Consider the following 24,816-nt stretch of genomic DNA (forward strand, 5'->3'; position numbering starts at 1 on the left):
TTCCTGGCCGCCTGCCGCGACGAACTCGCCGTCCGCCCCGCCGAGACGGGCCCCCGGCGGACCGAGGTCGCCGAGGAGGACGGGCGCATCCTGGGGTTCACCACCCTGGAACGGGGAGCCTCCCCGGGGAGCCAGGAGCCGCGGCGCACTGCACCTACTTGGACATGAGGCGCCGTTCCCACGGCGCGAGTTCACTGTCCGGGCGGAAATCTCTCCCAGCCGAATGAGAGGTAGAACCTACTGAGACATCGAGCACGTGAGAGGTGAGGATCAAGAAGAATCTCTCTTTTTTGATCCTTGCGCGCCCGGAGAAGATCTGTGTCAGAAATTCTTCCACGTGGCCTGCGAGCACATCCTCGAAAGTCCAGTCGTCAAGCAGCACGCGGACTGTCTTCCCTTCAGGCGAGCCTCCCATGATCCCGATGTACACATCGGAATCGGCCAGCATTCCGTCCCAGTCTGCGAACCAGCTCTGGTTTTCGACGTCACGCTGGTCAAAGGCCGCTCCCTGCACACCGAGATGTTCCAGAGCTTTCTCTGCTTGCATGACCGGGAGATATTTCTTGAGGCGCCTTGGAGGCATTACAACCACCTACCCACTCTCCAGTCCCAGTGCCGCTTCCTGAACTTCACCCTGAGAACGGTGCGGGTCCACGCCGACCCGAACGCCGAGCCGTTCCGCGTGGCCATGGGGGCGGTCCGCATCGGCGCGACCCCGTCGGGCTCGATCCCGGGGCGCGAACTGCCGTCGCTCCGCATCGAACTCGGCTGATTCCCCCGGGGGCTCAGCGGCCCGGCCGGGCGGAGCCCCCGGGTGCGGCCGCCTCCAGCTCGTCGATGCTGCCGGACATGATCGTGCGGACGTGCTCGGTGATGTGCTCGGCGGGCCAGTCCCACCACGCGACGGCGAGCAGCCGGGCGATGTCCGCGTCGTCGTACCGGGTCCGGATCAGCTTCGCCGGGTTGCCGCCGACGATCCCGTAGTCCGGGACATCGGCCGTGACCACGGCGTCCGCGGCGATGATCGCGCCGTTCCCGATCCGTACGCCCGGCATCACCGTCGCCCGGTAGCCGAACCAGACGTCGTGGCCGACCACCGTGTCGCCCCGGACCGGCAGGCCGGTCAGCAGGTCGAAATGGTCGGCCCAGGAGCCGCCGAGGGTGGGGAACGGGAACGTCGACGGGCCGTCCATACGGTGGTTGGCGCCGTTCATGATGAACCGCACCCCGGTACCCAGCGCGCAGAACCTGCCGATGACGAGCTTCTCCGGACCGTAGTGGTACAGCACGTTGCGGGTCTCGAACGCGGTCGCGTCCTCGGGGTCGTCGTAGTAGGAGTACTCGCCGACCTCGATGAGGGCCGAGGTGACCAGGGGCATCAGCTGCACCACCCGGGGCTGGCCGGGCATCGGGTGGAGCACGGCCGGATCGGCGGGGACGTGGCTCATGCGGGCACTCTCCCAGAAGACCCGTGCGGTGTGCACGGGACTTTCGGGCGCGTGATTTTCAGGCGCGCGGTTCGCGCCCCGCACGCTTCTGCCGGACGAGACCGGTCACGATCAGCACCGCGGTCAGCGCGCCGGTCGCCAGCAGTTGGTCACGGGTGTCGGGCTGACGCAGCATCAGGAAGAAGATGCCGGCCATGGCGAGCAGCGCCACGATCGTCAGGACCGGGAAGAGCCACATGCGCACGACGAGCTTCTCGGGTGCCTCGCGCTCCATCCGGCTGCGCAGGATCAGCTGGGAGACGGCGATGAAGATCCAGACGACGAGGATCACCGCGCCGATCATGTTGAGCAGCCAAGGGAAGACGTCATCGGGACGCCAGTAGCTGAGCAGCACGCACAGGAAGCCGAACACGGAGGAGACGAGCACGGCGTTGCGCGGTACACCGGACGAGATCGTGCCGATGCGCTTCGGGCCCTGGCCGCGTGCGACGAGCGAGCAGGCCATGCGCGAGGCGCCGTAGATGTTGGCGTTCATCGCGGAGAGCAGGGCGACCAGGATGACCACGTTCATGATCTCCGCGGCGCCGCTGATGCCGAGGTGGTCGAGGGCCGCGTAGAACGGGCCGACCTCGGCGACCGCCGGGTCGTCCCACGGGACGAGGGCGACGATGACCGCCATCGAGCCGACGTAGAAGACCGCGATCCGCCACATCGCCGTGCGCACGGCCTTGGCGACGCCCTGGACCGGGTTCTCCGACTCGGCCGCGGCGATGGTGACGGTCTCCAGACCGCCGTACGCGAAGACGGACGCGAGCAGTCCGATGATGAACCCGTCGGAGCCGTTCGGCAGGAGCCCGCCCTCTCCGGTGAGGTTCGAGCCGCCGGGTGCGTCCGTCCCGGGCAGCACGCCGAGGAGCGCGAGTACGCCGAGTACGAGGAAGAGCGTGATCGCGACGACCTTGAGCGCCGCGAACCAGAATTCGAACTCGCCGAAGTTCTTCACGGCGGCGAGGTTCGTGCCGAGGAAGACCAGCATGAACAGGGCGACCCAGGCCCACTCCGGCGTGCCCGGCAGCCAACCCGTGACGATCTTCGCGGCGCCGATGCCCTCCAGACCGACGGCGACACAGAGCAGCACCCAGAACGACCACCCGGCGGTGAAGCCCGCCCACGGTCCGATCGCGCGGTCGGCGTGCACGGAGAACGACCCCGACACCGGATTGGCGGCCGACATCTCGCCGAGCATCCGCATCACGAACATGACCAGCAGACCGGAGATGCCGTAGGCGATGACGATCGACGGACCGGCGGCGGCGATCCCGGCGCCGGAGCCGACGAACAGGCCGGCACCGATGACACCGCCCAGGGCGATCATCGACAGATGGCGCTGCTTGAGCCCGTGGGTGAGCGCGGAGTCGACGGTGGGGGAGGGTGGGCCAGCAGTGGGGGGAGGCGCGGAGGTCCGGGACATGGAAAAGCTCTGTTCAGTAGCCGAGACGGGGAGAGCCAACAGTCTGTGCACGCACCCCGCCTACAGGGAACGACTGTCCGCTATACGGTCACGAGGTGTGCACGAGGTGCACACTCGACTACTCGGGAGTAGGGGCGACAGGGTCGACCCCTGGCGGGTCCTGAGCGACACGGCCGGACTGGTGGCGTGTGCATGGAGTGTACGGACAACTGTTCTATGCATCCTCGTTTCGGGGGTTTGATACCAATGAGGCCACATGGCTGGATTGTAGGAATGTTAGCTTTCCGGTCATGAAGCTCGTGGTGCGGGTCAAGCTCCTGCCTACGCCTGTACAGGCGGCGGCATTTGAGGCGACCTTGCGCGCGTGCAATGAGGCGGCGACCTGGGTGTCGGCCACCGGCTTTGAGGAGCAGAGCACTGCCAACCGGGCGTTGCGGGACCGCTGCTATGCCACAGTGAAGGAGCGGTGGGGCCTGGGGGCGCAGGCCGCGCAGCACAGCATCAAGAAGACCGCCGACGCGTACACCGCCTTGCGGGCGAATCTGAAGGCCGGGAACTACGGCCACCCCGGCGGCAAGCGCTACGAGCGGACGGCGGGCAAGCCGGTCGCCTTCCGGAAGGACGCGGCGCAGCCCTACGACGACCGGATGCTGTCCTGGCAGCACGAGGCGCGGACGGTCTCGATCTGGAGCACGGCCGGGCGGCTGAAGGGCGTGGCGTTCACCGGACAGGCCGAGCAACTCGCGGTGGTAGCCGCGCGCCGCCATGGCGAGTCGGACCTGATCCGGCAGAACGGCACCTGGTACCTGCTGGCGACCTGCGAGATCGCTGAGGCGGAGCTGAACTCTTACCCGGTCGGCTTCCTCGGGGTCGACCTGGGCATTGTGAACATCGCCAGCACCTGTGACGGCGACCGCTATGCCGGACGCCGCCTCAACCGTCACCGCGCACAGGACCGCAAGCTGCGTACCAAGCTGCAGAAGAAGGGCACCAAGTCCGCCAAGCGGCGGGCGATGAGGCACGCGGGCAAGGAGAAGCGGCGTGCCCGTGACATCAACCACAAGATCAGCAAGCGCATCGTGGCGGCGGCACAACGCACCGGTCGCGGCATCGCCCTGGAGGACCTGGGCGGTATTCGCGAACGGGTACGGCTGAGGAAGCCCCAACGCGTCACTCTGCACTCCTGGTCGTTCCACCAGCTGGGCGCCTTCATCGGCTACAAGGCCAAGCGCTGCGGAGTCCCGGTCGTGTACGTGAATCCGGCCTACACTAGCCAGGAATGCTCGAAGTGCCATCACACCGAACGAGGGAACCGGCCCTCCCGGGCCGTCTTCACCTGCCGGGTCTGCGGCTTCGTTGAGCACGCGGACCTGAACTCGTCCCACAACATCGCCGCACGCGGCTGGTGGATGTGGGTTCGCGGGGCCGAGTCACAGGCCCCTGCCCTCATGCTCATCGCATAGAGGGCTGGACGCAGCCGGGAGCCCTCACCGCCAGTGATGACCCGAGCAGCAAGCCCGGGACTCCACTCCCGGGTAGTTGACATTGAGCAGTACGAGAGTGCCCACCCCGACTTAGGCCCCCCATTCCTCCTTCACCTCAGTGACGAGAGTCACCCCGATCCACGACTGCGTACGAATCTTTGTGTGAACCCCACCAATCCTCCAACCACCGCTTTGTGAGCGGCTGACGGTGATCGAGCGTTAACCCGTGGGCTAACGTCGGCCGGAGTCACCCGTCCTGTTGCCCTCACCTGCGGAGTCCCCCGATGAGCACTGCTGCCGCCCCCATCCGTTCCGGAGCGGTCCTCGCCGACCTGCTGCCCGCAGCCCGGCACCGCTACGCCGTGGACACCGCACTGGTCCTCGGCGGCGCCGCACTCACCGGTATCGCGGCCCAGATAGCCGTCCCCGTTCCGGGCTCCCCGGTTCCCGTCACCGGCCAGACCTTCGCCGCGCTGCTCATCGGCACCGCCCTCGGTGCCCGTCGCGGCTTCCTCTCCCTCGCGCTGTACGCGCTCGTCGGGATGGCCGGCATGCCGTGGTTCGCCGAGGGCGGCTCCGGAGCCGGCAGCGCCTCGTTCGGCTACGTGCTGGGCATGCTGCTCGCAGCAACGGTCGTCGGCGGCCTCGCCCGCCGCGGCGGCGACCGCTCGGTGCTGCGCACCGCGGGCACGATGGTGGTCGGTTCCGTGATCATCTACGCGGTCGGTGTGCCGTACCTGGCCCTCTCCACCGGGATGTCGATGAGCGCCGCCGTCGCGGCGGGCCTCACGCCGTTCCTGATCGGGGACGCCCTCAAGGCGGCGCTGGCCATGGGCGCGCTGCCCGCGTCCTGGAAGCTCATCGGGCGTCACGGCTGATGCCGTAGGCCCCACAGAGGCCCGCCGGTCGTACTGCCACAGCGGTACGACCGGCGGGCTTCTCCCGTGTGCCCGGGGGACCGTCGGAACCTCCGGGCAGGTCCCGGGTCCACCGTGACCCCTCGTACAGCGCCCGTACGGCCGCCACGGCCGCACCGTCGCGCGGCGGGAGCAGCCGCAGCAGGGCAACCCCCGTGTGTGCGGCAAGGAGAGAGGCCCTCCCTCCGCTCGCTGGACGCGTGCGGAGGGAGGGCCTCCCGGGGTGAATCCGACACCGGCCGTCAGGTGTCCGTGCCGACTACTCGACCGGGGCCGCCGCCTTGCGGCCGCGCGCCTCGCGTACCAGCGAGACGGCCACGACCAGCGCCGCGACCAGCAGCGACAGCAGCACCTGCTCACGCCCGGCGTCGTCGGTCAGCATGTAGACGAGGACGAACGAGATCATCGCGATCGTCGCCCAGGTCAGATACGGGAAGAGCCACATCCGTACGACGAGCTTCTCCGGCGACTCGCGCAGGATGATGCCGCGCATCCGCAGCTGGGTGAAGCAGATCACCAGCCAGACGAACAGGGCGATGGCACCCGAGGAGTTCAGCAGGAACTGGAACACCGTGTCGGGCCACTGGTAGTTGAAGAAGACGGCCACGAAACCGAACACGACGGACGAGAGGATCGCCGCCTGCGGAACACCCCGCTTGTTCACGCGGGCGAAGGCCTTCGGGGCATCGCCGCGCCGGCCGAGCGAGAAGGCCATCCGCGAGGCCGTGTAGAGGCCGGAGTTGAGGCAGGACAGCACGGCCGTCAGCACGATGACGTCCATGACCTGGCCGGCGTGCGGAATGCCGATGGCGTTCAGCGCGGCGACGTACGAGCCGTCCTTGACGATCGACGGGTCGTTCCACGGCAGCAGCGTCAGGACGATGAAGATCGAGCCCAGGTAGAAGATGGCGATACGCCAGATCACGCTGTTGGTGGCCTTGGAGACGGCGCGCTGTGGGTCCTCCGACTCACCGGCGGCCAGGGTCACGATCTCGCTGCCCATGAAGGAGAAGACGACCATCAGCACACCCGTGAGGATGGCGCCCGGCCCTTCGGGGAAGAACCCGCCGGTGTCGGTGAGGTGGGCGAGACCCGACCCGGAGCTGTCCGAGCCCGGCAGCAGGCCGAAGACGGCGAGCATGCCGACGACGACGAAGGCGCCGATCGCCACGACCTTGATCCCGGCGAACCAGAACTCGAACTCACCGTACGAGCCGACGGACACCAGGTTGGTCGCGGTGAGTACCACCATGACGATCAGGGCCCAGGCCCACTGCGGAACGCCGGGGATCCAGCTCTCCAGGATCTTGGCACCCGCCGTGGCCTCGACGGCGAGCACCACGACCCAGAAGAACCAGTACAGCCAGCCGATCGAGAAGCCCGCCCAGCGGCCCAGGGCTTGGTCCGCATAGGCGGAGAACGAGCCGGAGCTGGGCCGGGCGACGGCCATCTCGCCGAGCATCCGCATGACGAAGACGACCATCAGGCCGACGAGCGCGTACGACAGGAGAATGGCCGGTCCGGCGGCGGCGATACCGGCACCGGAGCCTACGAAGAGGCCCGCGCCGATCACGCCACCGATGGCGATCATCGAGAGATGACGGTTCTTGAGACCGGCCTGAAGCCCGTCCGTGCTGTCCGGCTTGTCCGGCCTGTCGGGCTGTTGGCCCGGCTCAACCAGAGTCGTCTGCGACGTCATGGATCGAATCCTTACGTTTTCTGATCGCGTGTGTCGGTCCTGCCTCGGCGGGGGTGGTGCGAAGGCAAGGCCACGCATTCAAGCCCGAATGACACCGGAAGGGGAACCCCCTCTTCCGGATCGTTGACCGGATCGTTGCCCGAGTGGCATTGCACACAGGTCCCGAGGCCGTACCCGGGCCCCGGACCGCCAGATGGGTCCCGACCCCGCTGACGGCTACCCCGCCCGGTCCGTGCCACACTTCGCACCATGCGCGTGTACCTCGGCTCCGACCATGCCGGCTACGAACTCAAGAACCACCTCGTCGAGTGGCTCACGGCCCAGGGCCACGAGGCCGTCGACTGTGGTCCCCACCTCTATGACGCCCAGGACGACTACCCGCCGTTCTGCCTGCGTGCCGCCGAGCGGACCGCAGCGGACAAGGGCAGCCTCGGCATCGTCATCGGCGGCTCCGGGAACGGCGAACAGATCGCCGCCAACAAGGTCAAGGGCGTCCGCGCCGCACTCGCCTGGAGCGAGCAGACCGCCGCGCTCGGCCGTGAGCACAACGACGCCAACGTGGTGGCCATCGGCGGCCGGATGCACACGACGGAGGAGTCCACGAAGTTCGTCGAGATCTTCCTGGGCACCCCGTACTCGGGCGAGGAGCGGCACACCCGCCGCATCGAGATGCTGTCGGCGTACGAGGTGACCGGCGAGCTCCCCCCGATCCCGGCCCACCACCCGCAGCAGGGCTGAACGGCCCGCACCCGCTCCACTGTGCCGCCGGGTCCCGTACCCGGCGGCACAGTCGTGTCACCGAGGAGATCCCCCGTGCCCGAGGGGCATACGATCCACCGCCTCGCTGCGGACCACCGTGAGCGGTTCGAGGGCGGTCCGGTGCGGGTGAGCAGCCCGCAGGGCACGTTCTCCGACAGCGCGGCGCTGCTGGACGGCCGGACCCTCACCGGCGTGGACGCGCACGGGAAGCACCTCTTCCTGGGCTTCGACGGTCACGGCTCCGACGGTCACGGCTCCGACGGGCAGAACTCCGACAGGCGGAGCTTCGACGGGCCCGGCTGGGTCCATATCCACCTCGGCCTCTTCGGCAAGCTCGGCTTCGGTACGACTCCTGCGCCGCCGCCCACCGGTACGGTCCGGCTCCGCCTGGTCAACGACGCCCACTACGCCGACCTGCGCGGCCCCACCACGTGCGCGCTGATCACCGAACCCGAGAAGCGGGCGATACACGACCGGCTCGGCCCGGACCCGCTGCGCACCGGTGAGGACGGCGAGCGGGCCTGGCAGCGGATCTCCCGGAGCCGCGTCACCGTCGCCGCCCTGCTGATGGACCAGAAGGTCGTCGCGGGCGTCGGCAACGTCTACCGCGCCGAGGTCCTGTTCCGGCACGGCATCGACCCGTACCGCCTCGGCAAGGACCTCACGCGCAGGGAGTGGGACGCGATCTGGTCCGACCTCGGCGAGCTGATGCGCGAGGGCGTACGGAACAACCGGATCGACACGGTCCGCCCCGAGCACCTGCCCGAGGCGATGGGCCGCCCACCGCGCGTCGACGACCACGGCGGCGAGGTCTACGTCTACCGGCGGGCCCGGCAGGCCTGCCACATCTGCGGCACCGGAATCCGCACCGCGGACCTCGCGGCCCGCAACCTCTTCTGGTGCCCGTCCTGCCAGAAGGGTGCATCCGGTCCGGGCACGACCGCATCCGGACCGTCCCGCGACTGAGGACAAAGCGGCTCCGGAGCGCTTCCGGAGTGCGCGCCCCGGACCGGGTCGGCCCGATTTCGAACGCATTGTCACAGGGGTCCCCCTGCACCGGAGGCTGTCGGGTGGATAGGGTCCCGGCAATGGCCCGTCGCAGAGGAGTAGACGCGTACCCGGCCCGGTGGCGAAGATCGGTCCACCGGGTGCGCATCGCGCTGCGCAAGTCCGGCGTCGACTACTTCCGCGGTGACGGCTCCGACTGGATAGCACTCGTCGGCCTCCTGCTCATCATTCCGGCGATCACCTGCGCCACTCTGCTGAACCCCGTGTGGTTCTCACCTGCCGCACTGGCCCTGCCCATCGTCGCCGGCGGTCTGCTGCTCCGGCCGGCCAGCCTGCTGAGCCTGTACGCGGCCGCGGCCGCCGCCCTCATCGTGGAGTCGCTCAGCCTCGGCCCGTACATGAAGGAACCGGCCGGGGTCACTCCGGGCACCGTCCTGGTCGTCGCCGCCTGCGGCTTCTTCGGGCTGGTCCTCGCCCAGTTCCGGGCGAGAGTCGGAGTGCCGTGGAGGCGCGGCGGCACGATGCTCTTCGACCTCCGCGAGAGGATCCGGGTCCAGAGCGCCCTGCCCCTGCTGCCCCAGGGCTGGCACCGCGAGATGGCGCTGCGCCCGGCCGGCGGCCAGTCCTTCTCCGGCGACTTCGTCGTCGCGGCCCGTACCAACGGCGGGCGCACCCTCGAAGCGGTCCTCACGGACGTGTCCGGCAAGGGCATGGACGCGGGCTCCCGGGCCCTGCTGCTGTCCGGCGCCTTCGGTGGCCTTCTCGGCTCACTGCCCCCGCACGGCTTCCTGCCCGCGGCCAACGGCTACCTCCTGCGCCAGGACTGGGACGAGGGCTTCGCCACGTCGATCCATCTCGTCCTGGATCTGGAGTCGGGCGACTACGAACTCCTGTCCGCCGGCCACCCGCCGGCCCTGCAACTGCACGCGGGCAGTGGCAGGTGGGAGGAGAAGGCTGCGGAGGGGCCGCTGCTGGGCGTGTACGACGGAGCCCAGTTCGACGCGGTGAAGGGCTCGTTGGCGCCCGGCGATGTGCTGATGCTCTTCACCGACGGACTGGTGGAGGCCTCCGACCGGGACCTGGCCGAAGGCATCGACCGGCTGACAGGCGAGGCCGACCGCTATGTCGCCACGGGCTTCGAGGGCGCGGCCTGGCACCTCATCGAGGCATGCGCGAAGGACGTCAACGACGACCGTGCGCTGTTGCTTCTGTCCCGCCGCGCCTGAACCGTACGAAAGCGTCCGAAAAGGTACAACCGTCAATGTGGCCACCCGCCTTCACTCGGACGTGGATCTCCGGGGGCGAGGTACGGGTACGGAGAGGCGGCTCCCCGTACCCGTGAGCGGCGGTCGGACCGGCACCGCGGTCTTCTCGGTCTCCTGGTCCTTCGCCGGTCCTCCGGGCAGGAAGCGGGCCAGCCGGTCCGAGCGGCCGGCCGCCAGCGGCGCCAGGACCGCGAGCAGGAGCACATAACCGGCGATGAACGGGGGGAGCCGTTCGTCCAGCCCCGCGCCCGCCGCCATGGTCGCGAGAATCAGGGCGAACTCGCCGCGGGCCAGCAGTGTGGTCGAGATGTTCGCGGTGGCCCGGGGGCCGAAGGTGTAGATCCTGGCGGCCGCCACTCCCGCGACCACGTTCATCGCCATGGTCACCGCGACCGCGGCGAGCACCGGCCACACGACGCTCGGCAGGTCGCCCGGGTCGATCGAGAGGCCGAACGCGAAGAAGAAGATGGCGCCGAAGGCATCCCGCAACGGATGGACGAGCTTGAGGATGCGCGGGCCCGACGTGGTGCTGCCGAGCATCAGGCCGACCATGAACGCGCCGATCGCGTCGGCCACCCCGAACCACTCGGAGACGCCTGCGACGAGGACGGCGGCGCCGAGGAAGGAGATGACGAGGAGTTCGTCGTCCTTGGTGTCGAAGAGCCGGGAGACGACTTTGGTCCCGAAGCGCGCGGCCAGTGCGAGGAGCAGCAGGAAGCCGAACGCCTTGCCCCCGTCGCGGGCCGCGGCGGAGAGGCTGTCCGCGCCGGAGAGGATGGGCTGGAGCGCGGCGAGGTAGAGGGCGAGGAAGACGTCCTCGACGACGATGATGCCCAGGATCGGTTTGGTCTCGGCGTTGCCGATGCGTCCGAGGTCCACCAGGACCTTGGTGACGATCGCCGAGGACGAGATCCCGAGCACGCCGGCGAGGACGAGCGCCTCGGACGTGCCCCAGCCCAGCACGAAGCCGAAGCCGAGCCCGGCACCGACGTTCAGTACGAGGTACGTGCCGCCGGCGAGCGCCATCTTGCGCCCGCCCGCCCTGAGGTCGTCGAGGTGGAACTCCAGGCCCAGGTAGAAGAGCAGCAGCACCAGGCCCAGCGCGGAGAGCATCTCCAGCTCGTGGGGGTCGTCGACGAGGACGACACCCGGTGTGTGCGGGCCGAGCAGGATCCCGGCCAGGATGAACAGGGGAATGGTCGGCAGTCCGATCCGGCCGCCGACGCGGGCGAGGACGGCGGCGGCCAGGAAGGCGCCGCCCATGGCGATGAGCGTGTCTGCGTGTCCGATGAGCCTGATCCTTCGTTAGGTCAAGAGAGCGTCAAGAAATCGTCAGTAATTAGTTTACCGAACGATTGACGCTGCAACTATGAACCTGTCGAACTCCGGCCCCGAGGCGTACAGTCGGGCGCATGCCGACCCCGTATCTGACCCTGGCCGAGGTCGAGTTCACAGCTCGCGAGGCCCATCGCACCCAGACGGACAAGGCGGGGCGCCCCTACGCCGAGCACCTCGCCGCGGTGGCCGAGGGCGTACGGATCCGGGGCGGGAGCGACGAGCAGATCGCCGCCGCCTGGTTGCACGACGCCGTCGAGGACGACGCGCTGTCCCGGCAGTGGCTGGACGAGGCCCCGCTCCCGCGGCAGGTCAAAGAAATGGTCCTCGCCGTCACCAAGCGGGACGGCGAGGACCTCTCCGCGTACACCGGGCGGATTCTCGCCACGCCCGGCGCGCTGCTGATCAAGGAGTCGGACCTGGCGCACAACGCCGATCCGGACCGCCTCGCGGTCCTGGATCCGGCGACCCGTACCCGGCTGACGGCGAAATATGCGCAGGTACGTGGGCTGTTGGGGCTCCCCGGCGGCGAATTGCCCACCGACCGGCCGGATCCGGCCAACCCCGCAGCGGGCTGATCCCGGACCGGCCGGCGCCGGTCCGGGGCCGGACCATGCGACGGCCGGAACCTGTCCGGGCCGGACGGGCTCAGCGCTTGGCGGCCTTCCGGCGGAAAGCCCAATGCAGATCCGGCTCGGTGGCGAACCGCAGTACGCGCCGGACCGGGGGAGTGCACATCAGGGTGACGGCGGCAGCCGCGACCACGGAGACGACCATCAGGCCGGCAGGCCCGGTGAGCCACTCGTACCGGTCGAACAGGCCGAAGTATCCGGCGCCCTTCACGAGGAAGCCGTGCAGCAGATAGCCGCAGATCGTCCCGGCTCCCAGCACGGTGAACCACATGTGACGGCGCGGCACCCAGGCCAGGAAGCCGATCGTGAGGACGAGCGCGCACCCGAACATCGCCAGGGACATCACGGCCCCCGACCACCACGGTGCGCCCAGTTCCTGTGCGGCACTGCTCCGGTAGAACCAGCCGAGCTGCATGCGCGGCGCCGCCCAGTAGGCGAACAGCAGGGCCCCGGCGAACAGAGGCAGGGCGAGCAGCCGCACCTCACGCCGCCGGACCAGCTGGAAGTGCTCAGGCTTCAACAGGAGACCCAGCACGAAGAACGGCAGGAGCTGCAGGACACGCTGCAGATCGAGATCGTCACCGATGCCCGGAGTCACCGACGCGAGCACGGCGATCGTGAGGGCGACGGGCAGCGGGTGGCGCAGTGACTGCCACAGCGGCGTGGTGACCCGCCAGATGAACAGGGCGATCAGGAACCAGGTGAGGAACAGGGGGTCGAGCAGGGTGACCGGGACGTCCTCCGAACCGCCGCCCGCGTACCGCTTGAACAGTGAGTACGCCGTCTCGAAAAGGACATAGGGCACGGCCACCCCGGTGACCAGACGCTTCACCTTGGCGGGGCTCATGTCGAACGACCGTGAGAAGTAGCCGGAGATGAGGATGAAGGCCGGCATGTGGAACGTGTACACGACCATGTACAGGGCGCGTGCGGCGCGGCTGCCGTCCATCACCGGTTCCCAGGCGTGGGCCACCGCGACGAGCACGATCGCGAGGTACTTCACATTGTCGAAGTAGGCATCGCGCTGCTTGGCCGGAGCGGGGCCCCCGGAGGCCGCGGGGGCTGCGGAGCGGGCCGGGGCGGACACCGGGGGAGTCCTGACGGCCGTTGACGTCACGCGCTCGTGTCTGGGCTCCGATTCCCGGGTCTCCGGGGGGATCGGGGCCCTCTTGAATTCGCTCGGAGCTTGGAACATCTAAAGCACCTTAGACCTGTTGATTGCCATGCGTGAAACCCTCAAGAGATTTCGCGTTTTCCCGCTCGTCCGAAAATGAAACCACCGAAAACCACCCGCTATGAGGCGGTTAATCCCGCTTAAACGGGGCGTATCGTCGCGTAGTCGGGGAGAGTGAATTTCGTCGCACGCACACACGGCAAAATGCTGTGAATGAAGTGTGGGGGTATGGAAACGATCACAGTGGCCGATATTCGAACTGCCTCGCGCGCAGTCGGCGCGCGGATTTCCGGCTGCGCCCCGGCGTGCCTGCTCCGGGCGCCCCGTGCACCGATCCGCCCCGGGGTGCGCGCGGGCGTGAGGATGGCGCGATCCGGACAGTGCCATCCGTCACCTGGCAGCAACCACAGGGGAGTTGGTGGCACGATGGAGTCAACGGAGGTGTGCTGGGCTGCACACCCTCCGGGCCGGCAAGGCGGACCGACCAAGGGTGTGATCAGTCGTGGCCATTTCACTGTCTGTGGTGCTGATGCTGGGGATCATCCTGGTGGTGCTGATCCGCGGCGGGTCCATCAAGGGCGGGCCGGCGGTCGTGGCCGTGCTCTTCGGCTTCTTCCTGGCATCGACGGGCATGGCGCCGTCGATCAACAGATTCATGAACTCGATAGCCGAGACGATCAACCAGATCAGCTTCTGATCCACGCACGCAAAGAGCCCGGTCCGACGAGTAACCGTCGGACCGGGCCCTGGCATGGAGCGGGCGACGGGAATCGAACCCGCGTAGCTAGTTTGGAAGACTAGGGCTCTACCATTGAGCTACGCCCGCAAGCGGTGCACCGCAGGTCCTGTGGACCGCGGCACGAAAAGCATCGTAGCGGGTCGGGGAAGGTGCGCGCACACCCGTATCGGTGTGACCGTCCGTGACCGCCTTCGAAAAGCGTGCTGCGCACTGCTTGTGGGCATGTACCCTACGTGTCGCACCGACGGGGTGTGGCGCAGCTTGGTAGCGCGTCCGCTTTGGGAGCGGAAGGTCGTCGGTTCGAATCCGGCCACCCCGACCACCAGCAAGATCTCCAGGCAAGATCGCGTTGTGGGAGTCATCCCGCTTGCCGTTACTATGCAAATTGCGTGCCCGTGTGTCTGATGTACCGGGCTCGATCCGCGAAGCCGCCTCTCGGCGGCCCAGCAGAACCCCAAGAAGTCAGCCACCAAGGAGACCGAACCGTGAAGAGCGCCGTGGAGACCCTGAACCCGACCCGGGTTCGGCTCAGCATTGAGGTGCCCTTCGAGGAGCTCAAGGACAGCCTCGACGCGGCGTACAAGAAGATCAACCAGCAGGTCACGGTGAAGGGCTTCCGTAAGGGCAAGATCCCCAACCGCGTCATCGACCAGCGGTTCGGCCGTGGTGCTGTGCTGGAGGAGGCCGTCAACGACGCCCTTCCGAAGTTCTACACCGAGGCTGTCAACGAGGGTGAGCTCAATGTTCTGGGCCAGCCCGAGGTTGACATCACCGAACTGAAGGACGGCGAGCTGCTGGCCTTCACCGCCGAGGTGGATGTCCGTCCCGAGATCGAGATTCCGGACTACTCCGGCATCGAGGTCACCGTGGACGCACTCGAGGTCACCGACGAGGACGTCGACAAGGCCGTGGAGCAGCTCCGCGAGCGCTTCGCCTCGACCAACCCGGTCGAGCGCGCGGCCGCCGAGGGCGACGTCGTCACGATCGACCTGGAGGCCAAGGTCGACGGAGAGGTCCTGGAGGACGGCGTGGCCGCCGGTGTCTCGTACACCATCGGTTCCGGCGAGCTCCTCGAGGGCATCGACGAGGCCGTGACCGGCCTGGAGGCCGGTGGCGAGGCCACCTTCACCTCCGAGCTGAAGGGCGGCTCCGCCGAGGGCAAGGAAGCGGAGGTCACCGTCAAGGTCACCACCGTCGCCTCCCGCGAACTGCCCGAGCTGGATGATGACTTCGCGCAGATGGCGAGCGAGTTCGACACGCTCGCCGAGCTCCGCGAGGACAGCCGCAAGCGCCTCGAGAACACCAAGCAGTACGACCAGGCCACCCAGGCCCAGGAGCGCGTCCTCGACGAGCTGCTGAAGCTGGCCGAGGTCCCGATCCCCGAGAAGCTTCTCGCGGACGAGGTCCAGACCCGCAAGCACAACCTCGAGCACCACCAGCTCGGCCAGATGGGTCTCGACCTCGAGAAGTACCTGGAGATCCAGGGCAAGACGCTCGAGGAGTTCGAGGCCGAGACCTCCGAGCAGGCCATCAAGGGCATCAAGACCCAGTTCATCCTGGACGAGCTCGTCAACAAGGAGAAGCTGAACGTCAACCAGGAGGAGCTCACCGAGCACCTCATGCGGCGCGCTGCTTCCTCCGGCATGAGCCCCGACCAGTTCGCCCAGGCCGTCGTCGAAGGCGGCCAGGTGCCGATGCTCGTCGGCGAGGTCGCCCGCGGCAAGGCGCTCGCGGTGGTCGTCGAGGCCGCCAAGGTCGTCGACACCAACGGTGAGGTCGTCGAGCTCGAGGACGACGAGGAAGAGGCCGTCGAGACGGTCGAGGCCGTCGAGGGCACCGCTGACGCGGTCGCCGCCGACGAGAAGACCGAGGCCTGATCCTCGCGCTGATCGGCTTTTCTGATCCGTACACGACGGGCTCCGGACGTACCACGTCCGGGGCCCGTCGGCGTATCGGTCCACACCCCCAGAACCCTTGTGCGGACTGCTGACCTTGCGCTCCCAGCGAACAGTTGGGGAAGCGGGATGGCGTTGTCCCACCTGCGCGTTAGGGTCCATGAAGAGGAAGGGTCGGGTTCAGTCCCGGCCCACCCGGTACGAAGACGCTGAGACGGCCGGAGCCGTCAGAGACGAGCAGGTGGATACGTGACGAATCTGATGCCCTACGCCGCCGGAGAGCCGTCCCTCGGTGGAGGCCTCGGTGACCAGGTCTACAGCCGACTGCTCGGCGAACGCATCATCTTCCTCGGTCAGCAGGTCGACGATGACATCGCCAACAAGATCACCGCACAGCTTCTGCTCCTTGCCGCAGACCCGGACAAGGACATCTACCTCTACATCAACAGCCCCGGCGGCTCGGTGACGGCGGGCATGGCGGTCTACGACACCATGCAGTACATCCCGAACGACGTGGTCACCATCGGTATGGGCATGGCGGCCTCGATGGGCCAGTTCCTGCTCACCGGTGGTACGGCGGGCAAGCGCTTCGCGCTCCCGAACACCGACATCCTCATGCACCAGGGCTCGGCCGGCATCGGCGGTACCGCCTCGGACATCAAGATCCAGGCCCAGTACCTGCTCCGCACGAAGACGCGGATGGCGGAGATCACCGCCCATCACTCCGGCCAGACCGTGGAAACGATCATCCGCGACGGCGACCGCGACCGCTGGTACACGGCGGAGGAGGCCAAGGACTACGGCCTCATCGACGAGATCATCACGGTCGCGTCGGGCATCCCGGGCGGCGGCGGCACCGGCGCCTGATCCGGCCCCCCGGACAGGCACCACGTCGCACCCTCTCGTACGCCACTCGTACGCCGAGACTCCCAGCCCACATGAACGCCACCAGGATGGTGAACACCCACATGAACAACTTCCCCGGCGCCTCCGCGAGCGGCCTCTACACCGGCCCGCAGGTGGACAACCGCTACGTCGTCCCGCGCTTCGTGGAGCGCACCTCGCAGGGTGTGCGTGAGTACGACCCGTACGCGAAGCTCTTCGAGGAGCGTGTGATCTTCCTCGGTGTGCAGATCGACGACGCCTCGGCCAACGACGTCATGGCGCAGCTGCTGTGCCTGGAGTCGATGGACCCGGACCGCGACATCTCGATCTACATCAACAGCCCCGGCGGCTCGTTCACCGCGCTCACCGCGATCTACGACACGATGCAGTTCGTGAAGCCGGACATCCAGACGGTCTGCATGGGCCAGGCGGCCTCCGCCGCCGCCGTCCTGCTCGCCGCGGGCACCCCGGGCAAGCGCATGGCGCTCCCGCACGCCCGTGTGCTGATCCACCAGCCGTCCTCGCAGACCGGCCGTGAGCAGCTCTCCGACCTGGAGATCGCGGCCAACGAGATCCTGCGGATGCGCACCCAGCTCGAGGAGATGCTGGCCAAGCACTCCACCACCCCGCTGGAGAAGATCAGCGAGGACATCGAGCGCGACAAGATCCTCACCGCCGACGACGCACTCGCGTACGGTCTGGTGGACCAGATCGTCTCCACCCGCAAGACCACAGCCGGCGCGGCCGTCTGACGTCGGTCTTTCCCCTTGGCACATTCCACCAGCACGGCCACGGCCGTGTGAACCGTGCCAAGGGGGGCCCGAACGGGGGGCCAGGCAAGGTACCGTCGGATAGAGGCACCAGGAGCCGCTGAACCAGGCTGCTCCCAGGCGAAGGGGAAGCACCTCGTGGCACGCATCGGTGATGGCGGCGACCTGCTCAAGTGCTCGTTCTGTGGAAAGAGCCAGAAGCAGGTGAAGAAGCTCATCGCAGGACCCGGTGTGTACATCTGCGACGAGTGCATCGATCTCTGCAACGAGATCATCGAGGAGGAGCTCGCGGAGACCTCCGAGGTGCGGTGGGAGGAGCTCCCCAAACCGCGCGAGATCTACGAGTTCCTCGAGGGGTACGTCGTCGGGCAGGAGCCCGCGAAGAAGGCCCTCTCGGTCGCGGTGTACAACCACTACAAGCGGGTCCAGGCCGGTGAGAACGGCGGCGGCGCGAATCGTGACGACGCCATCGAGCTCGCCAAGTCCAACATCCTGCTGCTGGGCCCCACGGGCTCCGGCAAGACGCTCCTCGCGCAGACGCTGGCCCGCATGCTCAACGTCCCGTTCGCCATCGCCGACGCGACGGCGCTGACGGAGGCCGGCTACGTCGGCGAGGACGTCGAGAACATCCTGCTGAAGCTGATCCAGGCCGCGGACTACGACGTCAAGAAGGCCGAGACCGGGATCATCTACATCGACGAGATCGACAAGGTCGCCCGCAAGAGCGAGAACCCGTCGATCACCCGCGATGTCTCCGGCGAGGGCGTCCAGCAGGCCCTGCTGAAGATCCTGGAGGGCACCACGGCCTCCGTACCGCCGCAGGGCGGCCGGAAGCACCCGCACCAGGAGTTCATCCAGATCGACACGACGAACGTGCTGTTCATCGTGGGCGGTGCCTTCTCCGGTCTGGAGAAGATCATCGAGTCGCGCGCCGGCGCCAAGGGCATCGGCTTCGGCGCGACGATCCGCTCGAAGCTGGAGATCCAGGCGAGCGACCAGTTCCAGGAGGTCATGCCGGAGGACCTGGTGAAGTTCGGGATGATCCCCGAGTTCATCGGCCGCCTCCCCGTACTGACCTCGGTCCACAACCTGGACCGCGAGGCGCTGCTCCAGATCCTGGTCGAGCCGCGTAACGCCCTGGTGAAGCAGTACCAAAGGCTGTTCGAACTCGACGGTGTGGAGCTGGACTTCGAGCGTGAGGCGCTGGAGGCCATCGCCGACCAGGCGATCCTGCGCCAGACGGGCGCACGTGGTCTGCGCGCGATCATGGAGGAAGTCCTCCAGTCCGTGATGTACGAGGTCCCGTCCCGCAAGGACGTGGCCCGCGTGGTCATCACCCCGGACGTGGTCCGCAACAACGTCAACCCGACGCTGGTCCCGCGCGAGCCGCGCACGATCGGCAAGAACGACGACGGCGGCCGCCACGAGAAGTCCGCGTAGCGGCAGCGATACGTACGCGAAGGGGCGCCCGGCCACAGGCCGGGCGCCCCTTCGGCGTTGGGTCAGATCTTGGTTCGCGAGGTGTTGTAGAGCTTGGCGGCGAGGGCCGCCACGTCCGCCTGCGGCATGGACTTGTTGGTCATCATCGCGCCGACGTCGATGCCGACGACGATGCCGACCGTGCTGTAGTCGGTCCACACGCACACGGGCGTCGTGATTTCCTTCGGGCCCTTCTCCACCGAGCCGTCAGCTTCCTCGTTGACCGTCTTGAGGCTCTGGCACTTCATCAGCGCGCCCTCGAAGCCCTCGGGCTTGACGGCCTCGGGGCTGCCGACGAGCGAGACGTCCTCGTTGTCCTCGCCCTTCGCCATCTCCAGCTCGGCGTTCTTGAAGGCGTTGTCCACCACGGCCGCCGGGTCGGTGACCTCTCCCCAGAAGCCCATGAGCATGAGTGACTTCATGGCGAGCGGGTTCTCCTTGCCGCCGCTCATGTACTGGGCGCTCACCTGGTTGGCGTTCTTGATCCCCATGGCTTCGGCCTCGGCCTTGTCCTTGCCCGTCACGGGCTTCGAGGGGGTCGCCTCGCCGGTGTCCTGCTTGTAGTCGTCCACCGAGGCGGCCGGTGTCAGCTTGTAGCCCTTGGTGGAGTCCGAGACATCGCTGTTGCTGGAGCCGCCCGACGTGAGGAAGTACACCCCGCCCGCGATGACCGCCAGCGCCACGACGGCGCCGCCGATGATCAGACCGGTCTTCTTCTTCGGGGCGCCCGGCTGCGGAGGCCCGCCGGGGTACGCCTGCTGGCCGCCGTACGGGGGCGTGGGCGGCTGCTGGCCGTACGGGCCCGGCTGCTGGCCCTGCGGGTAGCCGTAGCCCTGCGGGGGCTGCTGCGGCGGGACACCCTGGGGGGCCTGCTGCGGGTAGCCGTAACCGGGCTGGCCCTGCGGCGGGCCCTGCGGCGGCTGGCCGCCGTACGGGCCCGGCTGCTGGCCGTAGGGTCCGGGCTGGCCCTGCGGCGGCTGACCGCCGTACGGGCCCGGCTGGTTGTAGCTCATTGGGCTGTCCCCTCCAGAATGCTTATGCGTTCCGAACATCCTGGCGGATGGGGCCGTGACATGGGGCACCGGGCTGCACACCGTTACTGAACTATCCCGTTTCAGTGCACGACTGTGACGGCCCTAAACTGTGGTGCGTGACCGAGAACGCATCGCAGCAGCCAGTCAGCAACCCCGAACTGCCGACCCAGTACGCGCCGGCCGAGGTAGAGGGGAAGCTGTACGAGCGCTGGGTAGAGCGCGGTTACTTCACGGCCGACCCGGACAGCGAGAAGCCCCCGTACACCATCGTCATCCCGCCGCCCAACGTCACCGGTGCGCTCCACCTGGGACACGCCTTCCAGGTCACGCTCATGGACGCGCTGACCCGGCGCAAGCGCATGCAGGGCTTCGAGACCCTGTGGCTGCCCGGCATGGACCACGCCGGGATCGCCACCCAGAACAAGGTCGAGCAGCAGCTTGCGGAAGAGGGCAAGTCCCGTCAGGACCTCGGGCGTGAGCAGTTCACCGAGCGTGTGTGGCAGTGGAAGGACGAGTTCGGCGGCCGGATCCTCGGCCAGCTGCGCCGTCTCGGTGCCGGCCTCGACTGGTCCCGCGAGCGGTTCACCATGGACGAGGGTCTGTCCAAGGCCGTCCAGACCATCTTCAAGAAGCTGTACGACGACGAGCTGATCTACCGTGCCGAGCGCATCATCAACTGGTGTCCGCGCTGTCTGACCGCCATCTCCGACATCGAGGTCGACTACCAGGACGACGACGGCGAGCTGGTCTCGCTGACGTACGGCGAGGGCGACGAGACGCTCGTGGTCGCCACCACGCGTGTCGAGACGATGCTCGGTGACACGGCGGTCGCGGTCCACCCCGACGACGAGCGGTACGCGCACCTCATCGGCAAGCGGATCAAGCTGCCGCTGACCAACCGTACGATCCCCGTCGTCGCCGACCACCACGTCGACCCGGAGTTCGGTACCGGCGCCGTGAAGGTCACGCCCGCCCACGACCCGAACGACTTCGCGATCGGTCAGCGCCACGGCCTGGAGTCCATGACGATCATGGACGAGCGCGGTGTCATCACGGTTCACGGCCCGTTCGAGGGTCTCGACCGCTTCGAGGCGCGCTCCGCGATCGTCGCCGCCCTGCGCGAGCAGGGACGTGTCGTCGCCGAGAAGCGCCCCTACGTCCACTCCGTGGGTCACTGCTCGCGCTGCAAGACGACCGTCGAACCGCGTCTTTCGCTCCAGTGGTGGGTCAAGGTCGAGACGCTCGCCGGCGCCGCGGGCGACGCCGTCCGTGACGGCCGCGTCGAACTCCACCCGAAGGAGATGGAGCGGCGTTACTTCGACTGGGTCGACAACCTCAACGACTGGTGCATCTCGCGCCAGCTCTGGTGGGGGCACCGCATCCCGGTCTGGTACGGGCCGGCGGGCGAGGTCATCTGCGTGGGACCCGACGAGGAGCCGCCGAGCGGTGACGGCTGGACCCAGGACCCCGATGTCCTCGACACCTGGTTCTCCTCCGGACTGTGGCCCTTCTCCACGCTCGGCTGGCCCGAGGAGACTCCGGACCTCAAGAAGTTCTACTCGACCGATGTCCTGCTCACCGGACACGACATCATCTTCTTCTGGGTCGTCCGGATGATGATGTTCGGCCTGTACGCGATGGACGGCGAAGTCCCGTTCAAGACCGTCGCGCTGACCGGTCTCGTCCGTGACGAGTTCGGCAAGAAGATGTCCAAGTCCAACCCCAACGCCGTCGATCCGCTCGACTGGATGGACAACTACGGTTCCGACGCTGTCCGGTTCACCCTCGCCAAGGGTGCCAACCCGGGCGCCGACGTCCCGATCGGTGAGGACTGGGTCCAGGCCTCCCGCAACTTCGCCAACAAGATCTGGAACGCGACCCGCTTCGCGATGATGAACGGCGCGACCCTCGAGGGTCCGCTGCCTCCCGTCGAGCAGCTGTCGGCGACCGATCGCTGGATCCTGTCGCGCCTCAACGCGACCGTCGCCGAAGTCGACGCGTTCTACGACGACTTCCAGTTCGCCAAGCTCAGCGAGACGCTCTACCACTTCGCGTGGGACGAGGTCTTCGACTGGTACGTCGAGCTGTCCAAGACGACGTTCTTCGCGGGAGGCGAGCAGGCGAAGGTGTCCGCCCGGGTCCTCGGTGAGGTCCTCGACGTGACGCTGCGGGTCCTGCACCCGATCGTCCCGTTCGTCACGGAGCAGCTCTGGACGACTCTCACCGGCGGCGAGTCCCTCGTCGTCGCCGACTGGCCCGAGGACTCCGGCTTCCGCGACGACGCGGCCGAGAAGGAGATCGAGCTCGTCCAGCAGGTCGTCACCGAGGTCCGCCGGTTCCGTTCCGACCAGGGCCTCCAGCCCGGCCAGAAGGTCCCGGCCGAGCTCGCTCTGGACGGTACGGTGCTCGCCCCGCACGAGGCGGCCATCCGGCAGCTGCTGCGTCTGCAGCCCGCCGGTGACGGCTTCCACGCCACGGCCACGCTCCCGGTCGCGGGGGCCACGGTCGCCCTGGACCTCTCCGGCACGATCGACGTCGAGGCGGAGCGCAAGCGCCTGACGAAGGACCTCGGCGCAGCCGAGAAGGAGAAGGCGCAGGCCAACGGGAAGCTCAACAACGAGGCGTTCCTGGGCAAGGCACCCGACAACGTGGTCGACAAGATCCGCGGCCGGCTCGCCAAGGCCGAGGCCGACATCGAGCGGATCACCGCCCAGCTGGCGAATCTGCCGCAGAGCTGATGATCTGAGGACGAAGCCCCCGCACCCCTGACCGACCGGGGGAGCGGGGGCTTCGCCGTACCCCGGGGAAGCGGGCCAGCGGGCGCTGCGCGCGTTGTCGGTGCACATCCGTAGACTGGCCCTGTGAGTGAGCCCCGCCCTTCAGACCGGCACGACGCGTCAGACTCCGACGACACCTTCGAGGAGATCGTCGACGAAGCGACCCAGCGCGACCCCGACCTGGCGGTGATCGAGGCCGGGAGCCGCACGCTGCGCACCCAGTCGGGACCGCCCCAGGGCGATGTGGTCCCCGCCCGCCCCACCGACCCCGAGATCGACAAGGCGCTGCGCGCCGTGGAGCAGGAGCTCGCCGGACGCTGGGGCGAGACCAAGCTCGAGCCGTCGGTGACCCGCATCGCGGCCCTGATGGACGTACTCGGCGAGCCGCAGCGCGCCTACCCCTCGATCCACATCACGGGGACGAACGGCAAGACCAGCACGGCCCGCATGATCGAGGCCCTGCTCAACGCCTTCGAGCTGCGCACCGGCCGTTACACCTCCCCGCACGTCCAGTCGATCACCGAGCGGATCAGCCTGGACGGCGCCCCGATCGAGGCCGAGCGCTTCATCGAGACGTACGAGGACATCAAGCCGTACGTCGAGATGGTCGACGCCCAGCAGGAGTACCGGCTGTCGTTCTTCGAGGTGCTGACGGGCATGGCCTACGCGGCCTTCGCCGACGCGCCGGTGGACGTCGCGGTCGTCGAGGTCGGCATGGGCGGCACCTGGGACGCGACCAACGTCATCGACGCCTCGGTCGCCGTCGTCACCCCCATCTCGCTGGACCACACCGACCGCCTCGGCACGACCCCCGCGGAGATCGCCGGCGAGAAGGCCGGAGTCATCAAGCAGGGCGCGACGGTGATCCTGGCCCAGCAGCCGGTCGACGCCGCGCAGGTCATGCTGAAGAAGGCCGTCGAGGTGGACGCCACGGTGGCCCGCGAGGGCATGGAGTTCGGCGTCGTCTCCCGTGAGGTCGCGGTCGGCGGCCAGCTGCTGACGCTCCGGGGCCTCGGCGGAGAGTACGAGGACGTCTTCCTCCCGCTGTACGGCGCCCACCAGGCGCACAACGCCGCGGTGGCGCTCGCCGCCGTCGAGGGGTTCTTCGGTATCGGCGCCGAACAGGCCCGCAGCCTCGACATCGAAGCGGTCCGCAAGGCCTTCCTCGCGGTGCTCTCGCCGGGACGGCTCGAAGTCGTACGGTCCAGCCCGACCGTCGTCCTGGACGCCGCGCACAACCCGGCAGGCGCCGTTGCCGCCTCCGCGGGGATCTCCGAGGCCTTCAGCTTCTCCCGGCTCATCGGGGTCGTCGGCGCCAGTGAGGGCAAGGACGTCCGGGGGCTCCTCGAAGCCTTCGAACCGGTCTTCGCCGAGGTCGTCGTCACCCAGAACTCCAGCCCGCGCGCGATGGACGCGGACGAGCTGGCCGCGGTCGCCGTCGAGGTGTTCGGCAACGAGCGCGTGCAGGTCGAGCCCCGCCTCGACGACGCGCTGGAGGCCGCCATCACCCTCGCCGAGGAGGACGCGGAGTACGCGGGTGCCGGAGTGCTGGTGACCGGATCCGTGATCACTGTCGGCGAGGCCCGGCTGCTTCTGGGAAGGCGCTGACCTGTGCGTACGCTCTGTGCATCGACGCTGATCGGCGAGTTCTTCGTGATCGGCTTCGCCGGACTCGTTGCGATGAAGTCCGACGACATGTCCATGGCCGCCGTCTGGACGGTCTGCGGCATCGGCATGCTGCTGTCCGTCCTGCTCTGCGGTGCCATCACCCGCCCCGGCGGGATACAGCTCGGCTGGGCGCTGCAGGTCGTCCTGGTGCTGAGCGGCTTCGTCGTCCCGATGATGTTCATCCTCGGTCTCGTCTTCGGGGCGCTGTGGTGGGCCTCGGTGCACTACGGCCGCAAGATCGACGAGGCGAAGGCCCGGTGGGCGGCGCAGGCTGAGGCCCAGGAGGGCACAGAGGCTCCGGCCTGAAGATGACGCAGCGTGAGCCCGGCCGCCGGCCCGTTCCCGCATCCCTGTAATCTCGCCTCACCGCACCCGCA

21 protein-coding genes, 2 tRNA genes and 1 pseudogene are annotated in these 24,816 nt (G+C 68.2%); 16 read left to right on the plus strand and 8 right to left on the minus strand.

Annotation, left to right across the window (positions count from 1 at the left end):
* Positions 1–154 precede the first annotated feature (154 nt).
* On the minus strand, positions 155–547 hold the full coding sequence (locus OG844_RS33005) for a hypothetical protein (RefSeq protein WP_406395315.1): 393 nt from the start codon (positions 545–547) through the stop codon (positions 155–157).
* A 69-nt stretch (positions 548–616) separates the two neighbouring features.
* Here OG844_RS33005 and OG844_RS33010 point away from each other — a divergent pair.
* Positions 617–772 (plus strand): annotated as a pseudogene (locus tag OG844_RS33010) (GNAT family N-acetyltransferase); the annotation flags it as partial.
* 13 nt (positions 773–785) lie between these two features.
* Here OG844_RS33010 and OG844_RS33015 read toward each other — a convergent pair.
* A complete protein-coding gene (locus tag OG844_RS33015) occupies positions 786–1,448 on the minus strand; it encodes a CatB-related O-acetyltransferase (protein WP_406395317.1) in 663 nt (220 codons plus the stop codon).
* 58 nt (positions 1,449–1,506) lie between these two features.
* A complete protein-coding gene (locus OG844_RS33020) occupies positions 1,507–2,919 on the minus strand; it encodes an amino acid permease (RefSeq protein ID WP_406395318.1) in 1,413 nt (470 codons plus the stop codon).
* 290 nt (positions 2,920–3,209) lie between these two features.
* On the opposite strand from OG844_RS33020, the gene OG844_RS33025 reads away from it, so the two are divergent.
* Together OG844_RS33025 and OG844_RS33030 are read left to right on the plus strand one after the other, a co-directional pair.
* On the plus strand, positions 3,210–4,382 hold the full coding sequence (locus tag OG844_RS33025; protein ID WP_406395320.1) for an RNA-guided endonuclease InsQ/TnpB family protein: 1,173 nt from the start codon (positions 3,210–3,212) through the stop codon (positions 4,380–4,382).
* 305 nt (positions 4,383–4,687) lie between these two features.
* Positions 4,688–5,281, plus strand: coding sequence for a biotin transporter BioY (locus OG844_RS33030; protein WP_406395322.1), 594 nt, complete (start codon positions 4,688–4,690; stop codon positions 5,279–5,281).
* Positions 5,282–5,579: 298 nt separating this feature from the next.
* Here the strand turns inward: OG844_RS33030 and OG844_RS33035 are convergent, their stop codons facing one another.
* A complete protein-coding gene (locus OG844_RS33035; protein WP_406395324.1) occupies positions 5,580–7,019 on the minus strand; it encodes an amino acid permease in 1,440 nt (479 codons plus the stop codon).
* Between the two features lie 249 nt (positions 7,020–7,268).
* On the opposite strand from OG844_RS33035, the gene OG844_RS33040 reads away from it, so the two are divergent.
* From OG844_RS33040 to OG844_RS33050, 3 genes are all read left to right on the plus strand, one after another.
* The gene (locus tag OG844_RS33040) at positions 7,269–7,757 is read left to right on the plus strand and encodes a ribose-5-phosphate isomerase (RefSeq protein WP_406395325.1); all 489 of its coding nucleotides are present in this window, start codon (positions 7,269–7,271) and stop codon (positions 7,755–7,757) included.
* 75 nt (positions 7,758–7,832) lie between these two features.
* Positions 7,833–8,744, plus strand: a complete 912-nt coding sequence (locus OG844_RS33045) for an Fpg/Nei family DNA glycosylase (RefSeq protein WP_406395326.1) — start codon at positions 7,833–7,835, stop codon at positions 8,742–8,744.
* Positions 8,745–8,866: 122 nt separating this feature from the next.
* A complete protein-coding gene (locus tag OG844_RS33050) occupies positions 8,867–10,012 on the plus strand; it encodes a PP2C family protein-serine/threonine phosphatase (protein WP_406395328.1) in 1,146 nt (381 codons plus the stop codon).
* Between the two features lie 51 nt (positions 10,013–10,063).
* Here the strand turns inward: OG844_RS33050 and OG844_RS33055 are convergent, their stop codons facing one another.
* On the minus strand, positions 10,064–11,314 hold the full coding sequence (locus tag OG844_RS33055; protein WP_406395329.1) for a cation:proton antiporter: 1,251 nt from the start codon (positions 11,312–11,314) through the stop codon (positions 10,064–10,066).
* A 149-nt stretch (positions 11,315–11,463) separates the two neighbouring features.
* Between OG844_RS33055 and OG844_RS33060 the strand changes: the two genes are divergently transcribed.
* A complete protein-coding gene (locus tag OG844_RS33060) occupies positions 11,464–11,964 on the plus strand; it encodes an HD domain-containing protein (RefSeq protein ID WP_406395330.1) in 501 nt (166 codons plus the stop codon).
* 70 nt (positions 11,965–12,034) lie between these two features.
* On the opposite strand, the gene OG844_RS33065 is transcribed toward OG844_RS33060, so the two are convergent.
* A complete protein-coding gene (locus tag OG844_RS33065; RefSeq protein ID WP_406395332.1) occupies positions 12,035–13,213 on the minus strand; it encodes an acyltransferase family protein in 1,179 nt (392 codons plus the stop codon).
* A gap of 481 nt (positions 13,214–13,694) precedes the next feature.
* Between OG844_RS33065 and OG844_RS33070 the strand changes: the two genes are divergently transcribed.
* Positions 13,695–13,889, plus strand: a complete 195-nt coding sequence (locus tag OG844_RS33070) for a hypothetical protein (protein WP_329211088.1) — start codon at positions 13,695–13,697, stop codon at positions 13,887–13,889.
* 55 nt (positions 13,890–13,944) lie between these two features.
* Here the strand turns inward: OG844_RS33070 and OG844_RS33075 are convergent.
* Positions 13,945–14,018 (minus strand) — tRNA-Gly (locus OG844_RS33075).
* A 158-nt stretch (positions 14,019–14,176) separates the two neighbouring features.
* On the opposite strand from OG844_RS33075, the gene OG844_RS33080 reads away from it, so the two are divergent.
* The 5 genes from OG844_RS33080 (at position 14,177) to clpX (ending at position 18,921) form a co-directional block, all read left to right on the plus strand.
* Positions 14,177–14,253: transfer RNA gene (locus OG844_RS33080), tRNA-Pro, on the plus strand.
* Positions 14,254–14,416: 163 nt separating this feature from the next.
* Positions 14,417–15,808 (plus strand): trigger factor, encoded by a 1,392-nt coding sequence (gene tig, locus OG844_RS33085; protein WP_406395334.1) that lies wholly within the window; start codon positions 14,417–14,419, stop codon positions 15,806–15,808.
* 279 nt (positions 15,809–16,087) lie between these two features.
* The gene (locus tag OG844_RS33090; RefSeq protein WP_164494208.1) at positions 16,088–16,693 is read left to right on the plus strand and encodes an ATP-dependent Clp protease proteolytic subunit; all 606 of its coding nucleotides are present in this window, start codon (positions 16,088–16,090) and stop codon (positions 16,691–16,693) included.
* An 86-nt stretch (positions 16,694–16,779) separates the two neighbouring features.
* The gene (locus OG844_RS33095; RefSeq protein ID WP_351179963.1) at positions 16,780–17,463 is read left to right on the plus strand and encodes an ATP-dependent Clp protease proteolytic subunit; all 684 of its coding nucleotides are present in this window, start codon (positions 16,780–16,782) and stop codon (positions 17,461–17,463) included.
* A 156-nt stretch (positions 17,464–17,619) separates the two neighbouring features.
* Positions 17,620–18,921 carry an ATP-dependent Clp protease ATP-binding subunit ClpX gene (gene clpX / locus OG844_RS33100; RefSeq protein WP_056785577.1) on the plus strand — a complete coding sequence of 434 codons (1,302 nt, stop codon included), beginning with the start codon at positions 17,620–17,622 and terminating at the stop codon, positions 18,919–18,921.
* Between the two features lie 62 nt (positions 18,922–18,983).
* On the opposite strand, the gene OG844_RS33105 is transcribed toward clpX, so the two are convergent.
* Positions 18,984–19,973: a hypothetical protein gene (locus OG844_RS33105; protein ID WP_406395336.1), complete on the minus strand. Its 990-nt coding sequence runs from the start codon at positions 19,971–19,973 to the stop codon at positions 18,984–18,986.
* A gap of 137 nt (positions 19,974–20,110) precedes the next feature.
* On the opposite strand from OG844_RS33105, the gene OG844_RS33110 reads away from it, so the two are divergent.
* The 3 genes from OG844_RS33110 (at position 20,111) to OG844_RS33120 (ending at position 24,745) form a co-directional block, all read left to right on the plus strand.
* Entirely contained in the window at positions 20,111–22,732 is a 2,622-nt protein-coding gene (locus tag OG844_RS33110) for a valine--tRNA ligase (protein WP_406395337.1), read from the plus strand.
* Positions 22,733–22,855: 123 nt separating this feature from the next.
* The gene (gene folC / locus OG844_RS33115) at positions 22,856–24,379 is read left to right on the plus strand and encodes a bifunctional tetrahydrofolate synthase/dihydrofolate synthase (protein WP_406395338.1); all 1,524 of its coding nucleotides are present in this window, start codon (positions 22,856–22,858) and stop codon (positions 24,377–24,379) included.
* 3 nt (positions 24,380–24,382) lie between these two features.
* On the plus strand, positions 24,383–24,745 hold the full coding sequence (locus OG844_RS33120) for a DUF4233 domain-containing protein (protein ID WP_406395340.1): 363 nt from the start codon (positions 24,383–24,385) through the stop codon (positions 24,743–24,745).
* Positions 24,746–24,816 lie beyond the last annotated feature (71 nt).

Source organism: Streptomyces sp. NBC_00887, from assembly GCF_045207585.1.

What these genes read in the sequence shown, in the direction of transcription:
- OG844_RS33005 (WP_406395315.1), bottom strand. Translation starts at nt 547, where the DNA reads ATGCAAGCAGAGAAAGCTCTGGAACATCTCGGTGTGCAGGGAGCGGCC.
- OG844_RS33015 (WP_406395317.1), bottom strand. Translation starts at nt 1,448, where the DNA reads ATGAGCCACGTCCCCGCCGATCCGGCCGTGCTCCACCCGATGCCCGGC.
- OG844_RS33020 (WP_406395318.1), bottom strand. Translation starts at nt 2,919, where the DNA reads ATGTCCCGGACCTCCGCGCCTCCCCCCACTGCTGGCCCACCCTCCCCC.
- OG844_RS33025 (WP_406395320.1), top strand. Translation starts at nt 3,210, where the DNA reads ATGAAGCTCGTGGTGCGGGTCAAGCTCCTGCCTACGCCTGTACAGGCG.
- OG844_RS33030 (WP_406395322.1), top strand. Translation starts at nt 4,688, where the DNA reads ATGAGCACTGCTGCCGCCCCCATCCGTTCCGGAGCGGTCCTCGCCGAC.
- OG844_RS33035 (WP_406395324.1), bottom strand. Translation starts at nt 7,019, where the DNA reads ATGACGTCGCAGACGACTCTGGTTGAGCCGGGCCAACAGCCCGACAGG.
- OG844_RS33040 (WP_406395325.1), top strand. Translation starts at nt 7,269, where the DNA reads ATGCGCGTGTACCTCGGCTCCGACCATGCCGGCTACGAACTCAAGAAC.
- OG844_RS33050 (WP_406395328.1), top strand. Translation starts at nt 8,867, where the DNA reads ATGGCCCGTCGCAGAGGAGTAGACGCGTACCCGGCCCGGTGGCGAAGA.
- OG844_RS33055 (WP_406395329.1), bottom strand. Translation starts at nt 11,314, where the DNA reads ATGGGCGGCGCCTTCCTGGCCGCCGCCGTCCTCGCCCGCGTCGGCGGC.
- OG844_RS33060 (WP_406395330.1), top strand. Translation starts at nt 11,464, where the DNA reads ATGCCGACCCCGTATCTGACCCTGGCCGAGGTCGAGTTCACAGCTCGC.
- OG844_RS33065 (WP_406395332.1), bottom strand. Translation starts at nt 13,213, where the DNA reads ATGTTCCAAGCTCCGAGCGAATTCAAGAGGGCCCCGATCCCCCCGGAG.
- OG844_RS33090 (WP_164494208.1), top strand. Translation starts at nt 16,088, where the DNA reads ATGCCCTACGCCGCCGGAGAGCCGTCCCTCGGTGGAGGCCTCGGTGAC.
- OG844_RS33095 (WP_351179963.1), top strand. Translation starts at nt 16,780, where the DNA reads ATGGTGAACACCCACATGAACAACTTCCCCGGCGCCTCCGCGAGCGGC.
- OG844_RS33105 (WP_406395336.1), bottom strand. Translation starts at nt 19,973, where the DNA reads ATGAGCTACAACCAGCCGGGCCCGTACGGCGGTCAGCCGCCGCAGGGC.